Source organism: Rhizobium sp. M1 (assembly GCF_002531805.1).
GTDB lineage: Bacteria > Pseudomonadota > Alphaproteobacteria > Rhizobiales > Rhizobiaceae > Rhizobium > Rhizobium etli_C.
In genome coordinates, this window is the sequence record NZ_NWSW01000069.1 from 1 (window position 1) to 16140 (window position 16140).

Annotated in this window: 13 protein-coding genes and 3 pseudogenes; 3 read left to right on the forward strand and 13 right to left on the reverse strand. The window is 56.1% G+C overall.

The genetic code is table 11. The annotated features are described in order from the left end of the window. Positions 1 to 533 precede the first annotated feature (533 nt). Positions 534 to 1205 (forward strand): annotated as a pseudogene (locus tag CO655_RS32120) (group II intron reverse transcriptase/maturase); the annotation flags it as partial. A 68-nt stretch (positions 1206 to 1273) separates the two neighbouring features. Here the strand turns inward: CO655_RS32120 and CO655_RS32125 are convergent. The 11 genes from CO655_RS32125 to CO655_RS32175 form a co-directional block, all read right to left on the reverse strand. After that, a complete protein-coding gene (locus CO655_RS32125) occupies positions 1274 to 1459 on the reverse strand; it encodes a hypothetical protein (protein WP_010065684.1) in 186 nt (61 codons plus the stop codon). A gap of 284 nt (positions 1460 to 1743) precedes the next feature. Continuing rightward, entirely contained in the window at positions 1744 to 3231 is a 1488-nt protein-coding gene (locus CO655_RS32130) for an NAD-dependent succinate-semialdehyde dehydrogenase (protein WP_008534338.1), read from the reverse strand. Positions 3232 to 3254: 23 nt separating this feature from the next. After that, complete coding sequence (locus CO655_RS32135; RefSeq protein WP_004668632.1) at positions 3255 to 4274, reverse strand: ABC transporter permease; 1020 nt, start codon at positions 4272 to 4274, stop codon at positions 3255 to 3257. Positions 4275 to 4285: 11 nt separating this feature from the next. Beyond that, positions 4286 to 5260 carry an ABC transporter permease gene (locus tag CO655_RS32140; protein WP_097667895.1) on the reverse strand — a complete coding sequence of 325 codons (975 nt, stop codon included), beginning with the start codon at positions 5258 to 5260 and terminating at the stop codon, positions 4286 to 4288. Next, on the reverse strand, positions 5257 to 6810 hold the full coding sequence (locus tag CO655_RS32145) for a sugar ABC transporter ATP-binding protein (protein WP_097667896.1): 1554 nt from the start codon (positions 6808 to 6810) through the stop codon (positions 5257 to 5259). Before CO655_RS32145 ends, CO655_RS32140 begins: the two co-directional genes overlap by 4 nt. Positions 6811 to 6901: 91 nt before the next feature. Beyond that, complete coding sequence (locus tag CO655_RS32150; RefSeq protein ID WP_008534334.1) at positions 6902 to 8068, reverse strand: ABC transporter substrate-binding protein; 1167 nt, start codon at positions 8066 to 8068, stop codon at positions 6902 to 6904. 25 nt (positions 8069 to 8093) lie between these two features. Then, positions 8094 to 8990 carry an alpha/beta hydrolase gene (locus CO655_RS32155; RefSeq protein WP_004668623.1) on the reverse strand — a complete coding sequence of 299 codons (897 nt, stop codon included), beginning with the start codon at positions 8988 to 8990 and terminating at the stop codon, positions 8094 to 8096. Beyond that, positions 8987 to 9370, reverse strand: a complete 384-nt coding sequence (locus CO655_RS32160) for a hypothetical protein (protein ID WP_004668622.1) — start codon at positions 9368 to 9370, stop codon at positions 8987 to 8989. The genes CO655_RS32155 and CO655_RS32160 overlap by 4 nt, the downstream gene beginning before the upstream one ends. A gap of 77 nt (positions 9371 to 9447) precedes the next feature. Beyond that, positions 9448 to 9876, reverse strand: a complete 429-nt coding sequence (locus tag CO655_RS32165; RefSeq protein WP_004668619.1) for a carboxymuconolactone decarboxylase family protein — start codon at positions 9874 to 9876, stop codon at positions 9448 to 9450. A gap of 77 nt (positions 9877 to 9953) precedes the next feature. Further along, positions 9954 to 10838: an NAD(P)-dependent oxidoreductase gene (locus CO655_RS32170; RefSeq protein ID WP_097667897.1), complete on the reverse strand. Its 885-nt coding sequence runs from the start codon at positions 10836 to 10838 to the stop codon at positions 9954 to 9956. A 312-nt stretch (positions 10839 to 11150) separates the two neighbouring features. Continuing rightward, positions 11151 to 11831: a GntR family transcriptional regulator gene (locus tag CO655_RS32175; protein WP_097667898.1), complete on the reverse strand. Its 681-nt coding sequence runs from the start codon at positions 11829 to 11831 to the stop codon at positions 11151 to 11153. 595 nt (positions 11832 to 12426) lie between these two features. Between CO655_RS32175 and CO655_RS32180 the strand changes: the two genes are divergently transcribed. Together CO655_RS32180 and CO655_RS34825 are read left to right on the forward strand one after the other, a co-directional pair. After that, a complete protein-coding gene (locus CO655_RS32180) occupies positions 12427 to 12762 on the forward strand; it encodes a helix-turn-helix transcriptional regulator (protein ID WP_097667899.1) in 336 nt (111 codons plus the stop codon). 160 nt (positions 12763 to 12922) lie between these two features. After that, positions 12923 to 13248 (forward strand): annotated as a pseudogene (locus CO655_RS34825) (HipA domain-containing protein); the annotation flags it as partial. 221 nt (positions 13249 to 13469) lie between these two features. Here CO655_RS34825 and CO655_RS32190 read toward each other — a convergent pair. After that, positions 13470 to 15206: pseudogene (locus CO655_RS32190) on the reverse strand (DUF3141 domain-containing protein); the annotation flags it as partial. Further along, complete coding sequence (locus CO655_RS34830; RefSeq protein ID WP_348628172.1) at positions 15137 to 15862, reverse strand: DUF3141 domain-containing protein; 726 nt, start codon at positions 15860 to 15862, stop codon at positions 15137 to 15139. The gene CO655_RS34830 and the pseudogene CO655_RS32190, both read right to left, overlap by 70 nt. Between the last annotated feature and the right edge of the window lie 278 nt (positions 15863 to 16140).

Here is a 16140-nt window from a genome sequence, read left to right on the forward strand (position 1 = left end):
TCTAGCATCCGGTGGTCCAACGTTTGGGAGCGGTTCAAAAACCGCCGAGGCTCTAATCGCAGTCGGATGAAAATTCAGTGGCAGGTCAGCGGGTCTCAAACCAGTCCGAGCTGCTGCGGCAAAGAGCCGTGGTGGTGCGCGCCGGATGAAAAGTTCGGACGAGATCCGAGCAGGTGCGTGTCCGAAAGACGAACGAAAGTGAACCCTCCGAAGACGCGCCGTTATGAATATAAGCGTCGTCGAAACCAGGACTGCTTCGTCATCCTGGGACAAGTCCGCCGGGTGCCTGATGATTGGGCGGGCGGCGACCGGCGTAGAGGGGGCGTGAGTTGGACACAGGCTTTCACGCGGAACTGCAGGAACCAGGCTCCTGATGCCAAGGGAGAAGCCCAAGCGGAGAAACCGTAAGGCGAGAGTACCGATGCAGGAGACTGGGGCGGACCGATCCGTATGAGCGTTGAGGGCCCTGTAATGGGGCCAGAGCAAAGGGATCGGATCAGGTGGTCGTATTGTTTGGAACAACTGGAAACAGGATGACTTCGATAGGTACGACAGACAAGCCGTTTCGGATTGAGAAACGGCAAGTGTACGAAGCTTACAAAGCGGTCAAAGCCAACCGTGGTGCAGCCGGGGTGGACGGTGAGACCCTGGAGATGTTTGACAAAGACCTTGCGAGAAATCTCTACAAGATCTGGAATCGGATGTCTTCTGGGGCTTACTTTCCGCCGCCGGTGCGCGCCGTCTCCATTCCAAAGAAGACTGGAGGCGAAAGGGTTTTGGGTGTGCCGACGGTCAGTGATCGGATCGCGCAGATGGTGGTCAAGCAGATGATTGAGCCGGATTTAGAGCCGCTCTTCTTGCCAGACTCCTATGGCTACAGGCCGATGAAGTCGGCTTTGGATGCCGTTGGGGTAACGCGTCAGCGGTGCTGGAAGTACGATTGGGTTCTGGAATTCGACATCAAAGGGCTGTTCGACAATCTTCCGCATGATCTCTTGCTGAAGGCGGTCAGAAAAGACGTCAAATGCAACTGGGCTCTGCTCTACATCGAAAGATGGTTGACCGCGCCTGTGGAAAAGAACGGAGAAGTCATTGAGCGGACGCGTGGTACCCCGCAAGGGGGCGTGGTCAGCCCGATCCTATCGAATCTCTTCCTGCATTACGCGTTTGACGTCTGGATGACCCGGACGCATCCGGATCTACCATAAAGGCCTGGCGCCGGCGAAGATCGGCGGCTACGTCAAACCGACACTGAGGGTGCGGCCGCCGACAACTACACCTTGACGCGTCGCTGGTTGACGCGAATGGCTTTCGCTTGACCCTCCACGCTCGCACGTGCAGCATCGTCGGCCTGATCGATTTCAGGACGAACGCGTGCATCGATCGGGTGGTGATCATGCTCCTGCTCAGGACTTTGATACGTTGAAACGACAACGCCACGGTGCAACAGCTCGTTCATGTCGTGTTACCTCTTCGAAGGCTACAAGCTATCTGGGAAAGACTTACCTTGTAGGGCATTGGCGGAAGGATCGACAATCGAAAAGACAGGCAGAAATCTCGTCTGCAAGGCCGGCCCCAGAAGGGGTCGGAAGGGAAGATCCGTAGGACAGCTCCCGCGAAACCTCTAGAAAAGTCCAGCCTTTTGAGACCTCGCAACCGGCGGAGAGGATGTTGCTGTCCTGCCTCTATTCAACAGACCTCTCCCCCTTTAAGTTCAGTCGGCGAGCGACCCTTGGGCGATCGCTATGCGCCGATCCCGCCCATGCAGACGTATTTCATGGATAAGAAGTCATCCATTCCGTACTTTGAGCCCTCTCGGCCGAAGCCGGATTGCTTGACGCCGCCGAATGGCGCTAATTCGGTGGAAATCAGACCCGTGTTCACGCCAACCATGCCGTATTCCAGCGCCTCTGTGACCTTCCAAACGTTCCTGAGGTCGTTGGCGAAAAAGTAGGCTGCCAAGCCGAATTCCGTATCGTTCGCGAGTTCGATGACTTCCTCGACAGTATCGAACTTGAACACCGGAGCCAGAGGCGCGAAGGTTTCCTCACGCGCAACCTTCATATCCTTTGTCGCACCCGAGAGAAGCGTTGGTTGAACGAACGTGCCTCCGCGAGCATCGCGGTCACCACCAACCACGACAGTCGCACCCTTGGTCACAGCGTCATCGATATGACCATAGAGCTTTGCTACCGCTTCATCGTTGATCAACGGGCCGATCGTCGCCCCGCTCTCAAACCCGTCAAGAACCTGCAAGGCACTCACGCGCATTGCCAGCTTCTCGACGAACCTGTCATGGATCCCGCTCTGTACGTAAATACGGTTCGCGCACACGCAGGTCTGACCCGCGTTACGAAACTTAGAAAGCATAGCCCCCTCGACCGCCTGGTCGAGATCTGCATCGTCGAAAACGATAAACGGCGCATTGCCGCCGAGTTCCAGGCTCAGCTTCATGATCTTCTGGGCGCCTTGCGCCATCAAGATACGGCCAACTTCGGTCGAACCGGTGAAGGTCAGTTTCTTCACGACCGGGTTGGAGCAGACCTCCTCGCCAAACATTCTTGCATTATCCGTCGGGAGGACGCTGAACAAGCCATCGGGTATTCCGGCACGCTCCGCGAGGATCGCCAATGCAAGCGCCGATAACGGAGTCTCGGCAGCAGGCTTGAATACGATCGCGCAGCCGGACGCGAGCGCCGGCGCGATCTTGCGGCACACCATCGCCGACGGAAAGTTCCAAGGAGCGATGGCGGCCACAACGCCAACCGGCTGCTTGATGACAAGCAGTCGCTTGTCGGCCTGGTGACCTGGAATGGTGTCACCATAGACACGCTTGGCTTCCTCACCGAACCATTCGATGTAGGAAGCGCCGTAAGCAATCTCGCCACGCGCTTCCGCCAGTGGCTTGCCCATTTCCGATGTCAGAATTACGGCCAGGTCTTCAGCGTTAGCTACCACCTCTTCGTAGAACTTCCGCATGATCAGCGAGCGTTCCTTCGCCGAAACCTTAGCCCACTTCTTCTGTGCAGCCTTTGCAGCATCGATAGAGGCTCGCACTTCAGCAAGGCCAGCGCTAGGCAGAGAGGCAAGGACGTCCATCGTGGAGGGGTTTAGCACGTTGATGCGTGTGCCGTTTACCCCTTCGCTCGACCACTTTCCTCCAACCAGCATCTGCTCGCGAACGAGAGTCTGGTCCTTTAAACGGCCTAGCAGGGTGCTGGAGATTGCCATGGATCTTCCTTTCTATGCATTGATCATATCTGATTTCGAATGTGTGGTGACCGTGCGTATATCGCGACCATCGGAACGATGAGCAAACCGACGACAGCCTGCTGCGCCGGAAAGTTCAGTCCGAGGCCAACTAGAAGCGAGGTCAGTACAGTCAGGACAAGAACACCGAGCACTGTCGCGCCATAGCCGCCCGCCCCACCAAGAAGCGACGTCCCTCCAATCACCACCGCTGCTACGGTGGTGAAAAGATAAGGGTCGCCCACGCCGACGAAGCCACCACCGGAAAACCCTAGTAGCAGCATGCCCGTGATTGCAGACATGGCACCGCTGACGCTATGGATGACGGTCCAGACCTTGAACTCGGAGATCCCGAGGCGGGCGGCCGCCGTCCGGCTTCCGCCGACGGCGTAAATGCTGCGGCCAAACCAGGTGTTGTACATGAACCATCCAAGCGCGATGGCGACGATAGCCCAGATCACGATGACCGGAGGCAGCGACAGGCCGAAAAACTTTCCGTTGAACGCCGAAATGTTCCTCAGCCATTCGGGTACCGGAGCAAACACTGTACCACCAAACGCCGAGCCGAGTGAGGTGTAGATCTGGACCGCACCGACGGCCGCGAAGCCAACTCCGAGCGACATGATCAGCGCTTGCCCTTGGAGACGGAAGCTCAGGGCGCCATTGGCGGCCCCGACAAGCGCACCGAGGAGCATGACAACCAGCATCGCGAGGGGAGCGGGAATACCTGCGACCATAAGGCTGGGGAGGAGGATGTTCGCGCCTCCAATAATATATGGTATCGAAAGATCGAGCGCACCGACCAGAGCGCATAGGGTCTGGCCAATGGAGGCAAGCCCCAGAAACGCTGCGAGAAGAAGGATTGAACGCGCGTTTTGGGATGATACGAAGCCGGGGACCAGCAATGCACCGAGTGCTAAGAGAGAGGCCAGAAGAACAAAGCCAATGACGATGCTCCGATGAGCCTTGAGCGGGTTAGACTTCTGAGCCGATTTGATTTCGGAATTCATAACTGTCGCGACCATTATCTTGCTCCTTACACAACCGCGCGGCGACTGATGACAAAGACGTTCACGAGAAGTGATCCGACGAGGATTAAGCCGAATGCCATCTGGGTAACGAACCCCGAAACCGTGCCGAAGTTGAAGGTGGAGAGGAGATAGGAGATGAGGAACATGTTGATCGCGCCAAGCGTAGATCCAAGTGCTCCACCACGACCACCGGAGAGGCTCGCACCTCCGAGAACCAGGGCCGTAACAGCCTGAAGGGTGTAGGTGCTGCCCTGCGTCGGATCACCAGAGGAGATCAGCGCCGTGTAGCTGAGGGCGGCAAGTCCAGCGAATGCTCCACCAACAACGTGGGCGATGATGCGGACTGCGTCCACTCGAACGCCGCTCGTATAAGCCATGCGCTCATCCGCACCCGTCATGCGAAGGTTGCGGTAAAACATAGTCCCCCTGAGAAGGAGCCATAATGCATACGCTGCAACCAGCAACAGCAAAACAGGTGACATGATGTCGGTCCCCGCCCCCCAGCTAAGCATCCAGTCGGGCGCGACTCCACCCGGTCGGGACATCACCATCAGGTTCAACCCGGAGAGGACAAGAAAACCCGACAGCGTAACGATTATCGGAGCGACACGCACATAAATGATAACCAGCGCCTGGAGTAGCTGGAATACCGCTCCCAGGCCGACTGCCCATACTATCACTGCGATAGGGTTGGTAATTCCGTTACCCACAAGCCAGGTAATAAGGGTAACGTTGATGAACCCCATCAAGGGGCCAACTGAAAGGTCCACTGCTCCACGACCCGCCATGACAATGGGGGTGAGGGCAAGCGCCGTTAGAATCAAGGGCGTGGCGACAAGGATTGCACCTGCGAGGCCGTTGTTCGTGAATAGCCCGTGTCCGCGTAGGGCAACGGCGACCAAAAGGACAATGAATAGGCCGGCCGGCACGAAGAGGGAACGGTCCTGGGTGATTTGACGGAATGCGATTCCAGACATCATGCAGTCCTTTCCAGATCGAACTCGATGGAGGCGTTTGGCGATTTTCCAAACATTGCGGCCAAGATTGGCTCTTCCGCTATGTCCTCGCCTGCTAGCGACCGGAAAAGCCTTCCAGCAAAGAAGACGTCGACGCGGTCCGCAAAGCCGATGAACTCTTCGATTTCGCTTGATAGATAAATCACGCTGCCACCCTTCTCCGTGAACAGGCGCAGTTCGCGGTAGAGATCGCGCTTCGTTCCGAGGTCGACACCGCGAGCGGGATCGTTAAGGACGATGACGGAGGGTTCGTTTGCAAAGGCACGGCCGATCAAAACTTTTTGCTGATTTCCGCCCGACAGTGAGGTGATCTTGTTCGCCGGACTTCCAATCTTAATCCGGAGCCGATCCACCTCGCGTTTGAACATGGGTTTGAGGCCGGCCTTATTGATTATACCAAGAGGACCGAGGTTCTTGCGATAGACGCCGATGGCAAGATTTTCGAAGATGCTCTGCTGAGGGAAGATACCTTCACGCTTGCGGTCGCCGGAAATATACGAGATTCCTGCTTTGGTAGCGTCTTCGAGCGATGCGATCTTTTTCATTCTCTCGGTGCTGGATGACCAGACTTGGACATTACCACCAAAAGGCTGGATGATACCCGCAACGGCGCGTACAAAAGCGTCCTGCCCCTGCCCGTCGAGTCCTGCAACACCGATGATCGCTCCTTTCGGTAGATCGAAATCGAAGGGCGCTGCCGCGCTGTGAGTAACGAGGTCTCTTACCGCTACCACGGCCGGCGCGGCGGCGCCTACTTGCTTTGATTCGTACGCCTTCGCGTCGCTTGCGTTTCGGTCCGCGGGCGTCATCATTGAAAGCAGGTTCTCTTCAGTTATTTCATGCTTCTCGAGCGTACCAATGGTGACGCCGTCGCGAAGGATCGTGGCTCGATCGGCGATGCGGACAAGTTCAGCGATCCGATGCGTTACGATCAGCACGGTCGCACCTTCCCTACGGAGACGATCAATTTCCTCGTGGAGGCGGATCGTGGAATCGAGGTCTAATGCCGCAGACGATTCATCGAGGATGAGGACCTTCGGCCTGCGCAAGACCGCTCGCGCAATAACTATCCATTGCTTGACGCTCAGAGGCAATGCCCCAACGTTCTGATCGAGATCCACGGGCTTGCCGACGAGGCGTTTCAGGATCTCCTCAGCCTCGGTACGACGACCACTGCCGCCCTGCGAGCGGAAGATGCCGTCGCGCCCGACATACAGGTTTTCCAATACACTGGCCTCGTCGGCCACCAGCACTTCCTGGAAGATCGTTGTCAGCCCGATGCGCTTGGCGTCAGTCGGAGTCGAAATCTCTTCTCCAAGGACCGAAACGCTCCCGGAATCTGGGTGCAACACTCCAGACATGATCTTCGCCATCGTGCTTTTGCCACTTCCATTCTCTCCGACGATGGCGTGCACTTCTCCGGCCCGGGCTTCAAAATCACACTTCTTTAAGGCCTTAGTCTCGCCGAAAGACTTGGCAACATTGATCAACTTGATCGTAGTTTGGTTTTGCATCGGAGATCCTCTAATCCCAACGGCCGCGCGAGGCGGTCCTCCCACAAGAGAAACTTCTGTCCGGTGGCAAGACCCACCGGGCAGAACAGTTTCACTTCGACACAGGCTTCCAGGGATCAGCCGGGCGTTCGAAGTAGTCTGCAGCAATCGCAGCAGGAAACCACCCGTCCGCCTTGGGCTCCACGAAGTCTGTCGAGTTCAAGTCGCAATCTTCTGGTATTGCCGCGCGGACTTCATCGATGGTGTAAGGCAAGACGGGTCGAAGGAAGGACTGAACCTTAGGGCCTTGTCCCTCCAATGTGCGGAGCATGATCTCCCACATCTGTTGCATCTCGCGACGCGGCGGCCAAATATGGAAACTCCTGTCCACAAACTCGGGGTTCTTGCGCCAGTAGCACGCGGCGGAAGCTTCCCCCCCGAGAGTAATCGGGATCATGTCTCGACCTGACTGCAGCATTGCGTTGAGAACGCCGTTCTCTTGGGCCCCCTGCGTGAGGATCCCATCAATCTTCGTCGGGTTCGTCGCAAGAAACTTCTGAACTTCGACCTGGGCCACCTGGTCGGTCCACTTCCCTGCAACTTCACCGACGATCTTTATGTCGGGGTACTTAGCAAGTGCTTCCTTAGCCGCTTTGTCAAAGCTGTCCGAAGAAGCGAAACCGGGAATACCAGAAACGAGAAGGATATTGCCCTTCTTTCCTATTTTTTCCGCCAGCCACGTCGCCATCTCGGCACCGCCCTGCGCGTGATTGGCCGCGCCATTGATGGCGTATGGCGACGTCACGTAGCCCGAAAATGAGAACACCGGCACACCGGCTTTGTAGGCATATTCGATCGTCTGATTAAGAGCCGTGACGTTCGAGCAGCAGATGATGATTGCATCGACGCCTTCGTCCACCATTTGACGCATCTGCTGGATCTGAACGGCGTCTTTAAGATCCGACTGGGTGACCACGACATCAGACACCAGGCCCGCAGCCTTTGATCGCGGTAAAAGATCGCTCATGACCGCATCGAGAGCCGCGGCTCGCCAGGTGTTGCCAGCGTAGCTGCTTGCATAGCCGATCTTCCACGGAGGACCCTTTTTGGGCTTGAAGTCTTTGTAGGCGCTCGCCCCCAATGGAATCTGCGGATCTACAGTTTCATAGATCTTCTTTTCTGTAGCCGGTAGCTGATCGACACCATCCGCGTAAGCGGTTGTCGCCAGGGCGCTAACCGAGATCAGCGCCCCAAGTGTGACATTCAGAATGCACCTCATTGAAGTTCTCCTCCCGAGAAAAGGATCAGGCAACCTTAGACCGGGCTGCTGATGACTGTTGGATCTCCTCAAGAATCGGCAACAGATACTTCCGGAACTCGCTATAGTCCTCAGTAACGGGAAAATGTCCGAGCTTTTCCATTGTCCAAAACTTGGAGCCTTTGACCAGGTCTGCAGCAATCTTGGTATCGGCCGGGGACGTGTTTGGATCGTATTCGCCCGTGAGGAAGTATAGCATACATTTCGACGTATCGATTTTGCTGGCTTCTTCTGGCGACACATCGTGGTCGTAGTAGTAGTAATAAAGATCACCCGCGAAGATTCCCGGTCCACCGCAGCTGTATTCCCACTGGATTTCACGGACATTCGCTTCTGGCGAGTACGGTGAGATATTCAGCATCATCGCCGCACCGATGGAGGTGCGATTGACGTTTGGATTGTCGAACTCCCTGCGGATGCCAGCCATACCGACGTCGACGTACTCCGCCGCCGAGCGCAACGCACCTTCGACCGAGATCGTGGCGCGGAAGTTGTCCGGATAGTTCGATGCCAGGTCGATCGCGAGATGGCCGCCCATGGAGCTGCCCAAATAAACGGGGCGGTCTAGGTCGAGTGCTTTTGAGAGTTCGAGCTGGAAGTCCATCATGAACTTCTTGGTCATGTTGTATTCCTTCTCCCACCAGCGAACGCCGTAGGGGGGAAGGGACTTGCCGTGATACGGCAGATCGAACGCGATGACGCGAAAATTTTTCGTCACGTCGGAATCGCAAAGCATATGACGGTATTGGCGACCGTCGGACCCTGCCGTATGACCGACGAGAAGCGGAATCCCCTGGCCCGCTTCTTCGTAATAGACGCGGTACTCGATACCTTCTACGGTGAGATAGAGATAACGGCCGATAATGGGGTCAAACTTGGTCATGCTGCTGCTCCTTCAGAACGGGCATTGCGCATCAGGGTGGTCATGCGGTTGAGAGCAGGCAGATACGCGAAGGTTTCGTTGTTACTGCTAAGGTAGAGGCCATGCTTGATGTTTGATGACTGCAAGCACTGATAAAACGGCAAGGGTTTGTGCTGAAGCAGCGCCTCCCACTGTGAACCGGTCCCGCGTATGACGATAGTGCACTTGTCGTCGTCGTATTCGGCCTCTTCCACCTTTAGCAACGTACCGTCCTCGAAATGAAGCGCTACACTGCGGGTAGGGAAATCGCATTTTAATATACCGTTAAGATAACGAGTTTCGCGCTTGAACTCGAAATCCTCCCGCACGAATTCTATGAATTTCTTGAGATCTATCGCCATTTTAGGCTCCTCCCTTGTTGATAAGCGCTGAGAACTCCGCGCATGTTGTACATGCCCCCTAACGGGACAGCACATTCTCAAATGCCCATTTCGGTGAAGACTTCCTGGGCATGCCTGAAACTGTCGATGCCTGCTGGCACACCAACGTAGATAGCCACCTGAAGGAAGATCTCCTGGATCTCCTGTTTCGTAACACCGTTGTTGATGGCGCCGCGGATGTGGCCTCTGAGCTCGTGCGGTCGGTTTAAAACCGCTATCATTCCAAGGTTGAGGATCGATCGAGCGCGACGGTCGAGGCCAGGTCGGTTCCAGATATTGTCCCAACAATACTCGGTGACGAGTTCCTGCATCGGCCAGGTGAAGTCGGTCGCCTTTCCGAGGGCCGCATCAACGTAAGCGTCCCCCATCACCTGCCGACGAGTAGCAAGTCCGCGCTTGAACTGCTCCGATGGAGCTGTTCGCTCGCCGGCCTTAGACCCCTTATCTTTCCTGTCCAAAGTGGCCATTGGGTTTCGCTCCCTTCATCATATTTGACAGATTATCAGACAATTTTCAACTGTCAGTTTGGCGTAGTTTTTCGCGGTCAGGCCCGATCTTTCACGAACTGCGCAATTTTCGTATGGTCGACATCGGGGCCTAAAGCATGCCGAGCAGCATCCCAGGCATCAGCGGTACCGGCCAATGTCGGCAGCTGGAGATTGAGCGCCTTCGACAAGTCCGCTGCAATCCTAATGTCTTTCGCCATAAGCCCCAAAGCAAAACCAGAGCCAAAAGTCTCCGAGAGGATGAACTGCTTCATCTTCACTTCTGTTGCGTTGTTCTTGCCAGACGACGAGTTGAGAATATCGACGATCGTTCTAGGATCGAGACCAAACGTTCGGCCAAGAAGAACGCCTTCGATAGCTGCCAGAACCCCGGCTCCCGATACGAAATTGTTGATGGCTTTCATGGCGTGCCCTGAGCCGATCGGGCCTGTCCTAAAAATCTGGCCGCCCATGGCGCACAGGATGGGATCAGCTTGATCGATATCGTCAGAAGCACCGCCTGCCATGATAGTAAGAGAGCCTTCGACGGCTCGCTTCACTCCGCCTGACACGGGAGCATCGACCAGCCGCAAGCCCTTCTGATGCAAGCGCTCTGCGAGCTCACGAGTATCATTGGGCGCCGATGAGCTCATGTCGATGACAAGCGCGTCAGTGCTCAGGGATTGCCAGGCCCCATCCTTGAAGAGCGCGTCTTGAACAATCTTGCCGTTGGGAAGCATGGTAACCGCAACATCGGCGCCATTGAATGCTTCCGCTACCGTCTCTGCCGGAACGCCGCCGACGGCCGCGAACCTTTCCCTAGCCTCGGCCGATAGATCAAAGCCAGTGACTTCGAATTGAGCCGACAACAGATGTTGTGCCATCGGCCCGCCCATTGCGCCGAGACCAATAAAGGCGACGCGCAGATTTTTTCGTGGTGACAACGTCCCGCTCCCGAATGTGAGGCAAGCACAATCGGCTACCTCCGTTAGTGAGGAGCAGTTAACGACCTATCAGACAATCTGTCAATCGGAAAATTCATGCTTGGGCCGGCGCGCCCTCGCTACGACGCCAATTTTGCCGTCGCTTCTTCAATCACCTCACTTAAAATGAACGTGCAACCAGCACCCATCTTATCGTCCGATGGACACGAGAGGTTGTTGCGTTGTCAAAAGCACCGTGCCTGAAGGATTTAATTAACACCCGGCCACCTCCAGCATCAGACAATCTGTCAATTTTCGGAAAATCTTATGGCATCAGCCTGAGGTGTTATTGCGCAGGTACTCGAGTGCGACTTTCGCAGCCATATCAATGTGGTGCTTACAAGCGGCCGCAGCCCTGGGTCCGTTGCGATTTTGGATCGCTTCGGCAATCTCTTTGATTTCTGCAATGCTATGTTTGAGGCGCCCCGGTTGTGTCATCGAAGTCATGCGCAGAAGATTGATCCGGTTGTGCAGCGATGTTAGCATTTGCCTGACGAAGACGTTTTTGCTGCCATCCATCAAGCAGTCATAGAATGCGTTTTTGGCAGCGATGAGCCTGTGTCCCACGCCGCTTTCCGCCGACGCTTCGAATTCTCTAACGGCATCTTGCAAAGTGGCAATATCTTCCGCCGTTCCATTTTCGGCGAACTGCTGACCAGCAAACCCCTCGAGCAGCGCGCGGACGGTGTAGAGCTGAGCGGCCTCCTCATAGGTTATGATACTGACAACTGGACCCTTGTGGGGGAAGCTTGTGATCAATCCCTCTGCCTCAAGCTGCCGAAGCGCTTCACGGACGGACGTGCGACCCACGCCGATCATTTCGCAAAGCTCGCGCTCGACGAGCCTTTGCCCCGGCTTGAACTTGCCCGTCGCAATAGCCTGTCTGAGCCTTTCTTCGACTTGCACTCGAAGAGAGGCATTTTGCCGAGCGACGTGCAGCTCCACATCTACCATGATCAATGTCCTACGTAGCACTAATGAATTTGAGCTAAATATATGGCTGCTTCGCGGGGAACTTTCAATCAGATTGTCTGATGAGCGGTCATTAGCAACTATTCTCGAGGATTGAGCCTGCTGTGTAAAGGTCGGCTTCCCGATCCATGAGGAACCGATCGGTTGGCGCGCCATAAGTGGAGATTCTAGTCCAAATGGCCTAGTTCAATTGGTGTCCTGATGGCCGACAATGTCCGCCCGCCGATTTCTCAAAACCAGCCACGGTTGCGACCCTGATCGACGAGGTGTCCACGGTCACCGACACCACCGCATCTTCCAGGAGCACCCGTTCGACTAAGGGCCGGGTGCAGCTTGGCAATCGGCAAAAGCCGCATCAGCAGACGATAGTGGTTCCGATCGCGCCTCCAGTCCGGAGGCGGCATCGATCTTGAGCGCCTCAAGATCCGCCATCTCTCTTCGCCTGCCAGCTTGGCTCGTATTTGCGGTATCGCTCCCGCAATTCCCATTCTAACCACTTTTCTCTCTGACCATCTCTCTTGAAAAATTGTAACCTTCGTGCTACATATCTAGCGCAATCTGTAGTGCGAAGTGACAAATTCCGACACCTCACAACCCTCCGGCCGCTGTGCGGCGCGCGCTGCGCAAACTGGGCGCAGACATCCACGACGCACGTCGACGTCGCCGCCTGTCTATGGCGGTAGTAGCCGAACGTGCCTTCACCTCACGCTCAACGCTTCAAAAGATCGAGGCCGGCGACACCAATGTCAGCATCGGCATCTATGCAGGCGTCCTCCAGGCACTCAGCCTGCTAGATGGGCTGAGCCAAGTCGCCGACATCGGTAACGACAGCGTCGGCCAGTCTCTGGCCAATGCAGAGTTGCCCAAGCACGCTCACCCAAGGCGATCACCGGGATCGTCACGCGATGGCTGATTTCGAAGTTCATCTCGACCTTCACGGCCGCACACGTCCCATATGGCCCGGAGCAATCGCGCCCGTGGTGCCGAAACAATCGTGTTTGAGTTTGATCGTGCCTGGCTCGAGGACCCTGGCCGCTTCTCGCTGCAGCCCGCTCTAGCTCTGAGCTGGGGAGAAAAATCACGGCTTTCTGTGGCTCGATAAAGCCAGCTGGTCGTTGTCCCCTGCCTATGACCTCAATCCAGTGCCTACGGATGTCAAGGCGCGCGCGCTGACGACAAACATTGATCTTGATGAAGGCACCTGCTCCCTTGACCTGCTGGAAGAAGCTGCATGGCTCTACGCCCTAACGCTCGCCGAGGCTCGCGTGATCATTAAGGAAGTCGCGACACCGCAAGGTGGCGCGAGACCGCCAAGGCGGTCGGTGCGCGGTCAGCCGAGATCAACCGTATGGCCAGTGCGTTCGATCACGATGATTTGCAGCGAGCGCTAGCCCTATGACGAGAGCCTTCCTCCACAGTTTGATCCGCCCTCGGCCGGCCCGATCACCGAACCGGATTACGGCATCGTTGCGTTGCAAAGCACGGATGTCCGATAGCAATCTTCCGATTTGCGGTCCTGGCTGGATTTGCGATTGAATTGTTTCAAGCGCCTCCGTGACCAACGAGCGGAAACCAATAATTTTGCGATTCGGTGAGATCGAGACGCAACTCTAAGAACAACTATGTCGCTGCCAGCGGATCCTCAATCACATCATCGACGATCGATGGCTGGCCAAGCACGTCAGCGAAGCGCTGTAGCATGGCAACAGTACTCGATGACATCTCCGCCCTGGAGCCCGGGATATAGCAAGCGGCTGCATAAGCGAGTTGCCGTTGCCTCGGTTCCGTTAGCAACAGCGGCAGCGTCTCGATTGCTTGCTGCGGCTCAAAGGTGACGATGGCCGTCTGTACGCGAGTGATTGCGGCCAAGTGATCAGCGCTTAGTGAGCGGAAGGGCTCGTCCTCGGTCAGCACCCGCGACCAGCGCGCCAGGCGGTCGCGTCGGATTCCGCCACGATCGCTCACCAGGAGTACGACCATACGGATGATGGCATCGGCGAGTCCGCCGATCGCGATCGCCCTGAGCGCATTGGCGATGTCCGGCTGCCATCTCATATCGCCAAGTGTCGTCCCTTTGCGATATGCTTCGTGGGGATTGTCAAAATATCGCTGCCAAGGGTTGTTCCAGATCATGTGAAACGCGAGCTCATAACCCATGTCGCGCCAGTCGCGCATGACCACGATCGCCTCTTCGACAGCCTTGAAATAGAGCGCTTCCGCAGCCAGGAAAGGATTTTCCGCTGCTGCCTTTGCCCGGGAGTTCCGCACCTGCTCTGAAATGGACTTATAGCCAACCATGATCGGATTCTGAGAAGACAGCAGCGATCGCTCCAGCCGCTTTGGATGGAACATTCGGCTGGCGTCTGCTGACATGTCCGTGACCGCGGCCTGCACAAAGGGGCGGGCAACTGTGTGATAGATCTGCGCTTGCAGTTCAGAGACGCGGGCGACGGCAGCGAAGGGACCTCCATCGTCATAGCCGTCGTTAAACTCACGGATATTCTCGAAGGTGCGCTCGATCAGCTCAACACTATAGCTCTTGTGTCCAGCATCTTCTTGAATGTCCGTGATGCGCATCTCGTAAAGACCAGGCAACAACGCCTCAATTGCCTCCAGCGTGCTTGCAACCTCATTGTATTCTTTGTTGATTACTCTCGAGGAAACGAAAGTACCGAGGTGACCGACGTCGTTATGTACCATATAAATAATGTGCTGGCCGAGAAGGCGGATTTCCTCCTCGTTGTCATAGATTTCGGGGATCCAATTCAGCGCCTGCTGCGGCGGCGTGACATTGTCGCCATGACTGGCAAATATGATAATAGGCGCCCTGATCTTCTTAAGGTCGAAATGCCGCCGTTCCGGCTCCCCATACGCCTTGTTCTGCGCCAGTCGATTACCAACAAAGAGGTGCTCAACTATCCAGCGGATCTCGTCTCCCCGCATCAGGCAGAAGCCGCCCCACCACTTCTCAGCTTTAAGGAAGGCTTCGCTCGCCGCATCCACATCTCGGAACAGTTCGACATACTTCAGGAATAACTGGCGCTCGGGATTAAGCGTTTCGAAATTCTGTACGAGATGGGCGCCGTCGAAGATGCCTCCGCCCAGATCTGACAAAAACATGGGTACCCAAGCTCCCCCGAAGAGGCCCGCCATGTAGCGGAGGGTATTTTCGCCGATATTTCCCGAGGTAGGTGTCACCGGCGATCCGTTGAGGATGATCGGGCCAGCTAAGTCGAGATTTGTCGCAACCATCAGAAGGGTAGCCCAGCCAGCTTGGCAGTTGCCGACTACGACAGGAAGGCGGGCCAGCGGATGCAGGCGCATGACCTCACGAACAAAGGCCGCTTCCGCATACGTGACATTAGAGAGATACTGCCCCCCTCTGGCTCTCGGCGGAAGGACACTAAATAAACCGGGTGACCTTCCCGGAACGCCACGCCGACCTGGCTGTCTTCTTTGTGGCCACCGACGCCGGGACTATGTCCGGCGCGCGGACAAATTATTATAAAAGGACGCTTCGTGTCATCGACGTTAACACCTTGGGGCGGGATCATTCGAAGTAACACGTAATTGGATTTCAGGGGCAGATCGTTTCCATCCATAACTGTTTCGTAGTCGCAGAAGAAAACCGGCGGACAGCCTGCCGCTTCATGTTCGAGGAAGATGTCGCCGCGCTGTCGGAGAAGATCCATGCACAACATGGCGCGCTCACTAGCGTCGCGCAGGTATTCCGCCCAAGCGTGGCCCAAATTCCCATTGTCGTGCACCTCGCGTAGACTCTCGGCAAGACGTTCGGCCTCAGTAAAGAGCTTTCCCTGGTGGGTAGACTGGCTGTCGCACATGACTTGCACGCGGCGCAATAAGGCAACCTGCAGAATTTTAGCGGTTTCAGCGCCCGCTTCCGCCAAGCGTTGGAACATCGGGAATAAACTTTGGGTCACTTGGCTGTCCAGTTCCGTGGATGGCGCTTCAATCCACCGGAGCGGGTTTAGAGATGTAAGAATGTCCGCCATCGTTTCAACTCCTCTATGGTTATGATCCCGTACGCATACATACGTGCCAGATCGATCGTGCTTCCGTCTGGCGAGGTGCTCGATAGGCAATGCCGACGCCTAGGAAAGCACTTTGACGACTTCCGACCCCAACGAGTTACCGCCGCATTCATCCCCTGCAATGTCTATGCCAAGCACTGGGTCAGCCAGCTACGCCGAGAGAGGGGGCAGCAAGCTCGTCGCCAGGGAATGCCACACAAAGGTAAGCGGTGCATTGACCCCGTCTGGCAATAGCGGGG

Excerpts from the sequence above, each read along its gene's own strand:
- CO655_RS32165 (WP_004668619.1), bottom strand. The coding sequence starts at position 9,876 with ATGGCCACTTTGGACAGGAAAGATAAGGGGTCTAAGGCCGGCGAGCGA.
- CO655_RS32125 (WP_010065684.1), bottom strand. The coding sequence starts at position 1,459 with ATGAACGAGCTGTTGCACCGTGGCGTTGTCGTTTCAACGTATCAAAGT.
- CO655_RS32130 (WP_008534338.1), bottom strand. The coding sequence starts at position 3,231 with ATGGCAATCTCCAGCACCCTGCTAGGCCGTTTAAAGGACCAGACTCTC.
- CO655_RS34830 (WP_348628172.1), bottom strand. The coding sequence starts at position 15,862 with ATGGCGGACATTCTTACATCTCTAAACCCGCTCCGGTGGATTGAAGCG.
- CO655_RS32160 (WP_004668622.1), bottom strand. The coding sequence starts at position 9,370 with ATGGCGATAGATCTCAAGAAATTCATAGAATTCGTGCGGGAGGATTTC.
- CO655_RS32135 (WP_004668632.1), bottom strand. The coding sequence starts at position 4,274 with ATGGTCGCGACAGTTATGAATTCCGAAATCAAATCGGCTCAGAAGTCT.
- CO655_RS32175 (WP_097667898.1), bottom strand. The coding sequence starts at position 11,831 with ATGGTAGATGTGGAGCTGCACGTCGCTCGGCAAAATGCCTCTCTTCGA.
- CO655_RS32140 (WP_097667895.1), bottom strand. The coding sequence starts at position 5,260 with ATGATGTCTGGAATCGCATTCCGTCAAATCACCCAGGACCGTTCCCTC.
- CO655_RS32145 (WP_097667896.1), bottom strand. The coding sequence starts at position 6,810 with ATGCAAAACCAAACTACGATCAAGTTGATCAATGTTGCCAAGTCTTTC.
- CO655_RS32150 (WP_008534334.1), bottom strand. The coding sequence starts at position 8,068 with ATGAGGTGCATTCTGAATGTCACACTTGGGGCGCTGATCTCGGTTAGC.
- CO655_RS32155 (WP_004668623.1), bottom strand. The coding sequence starts at position 8,990 with ATGACCAAGTTTGACCCCATTATCGGCCGTTATCTCTATCTCACCGTA.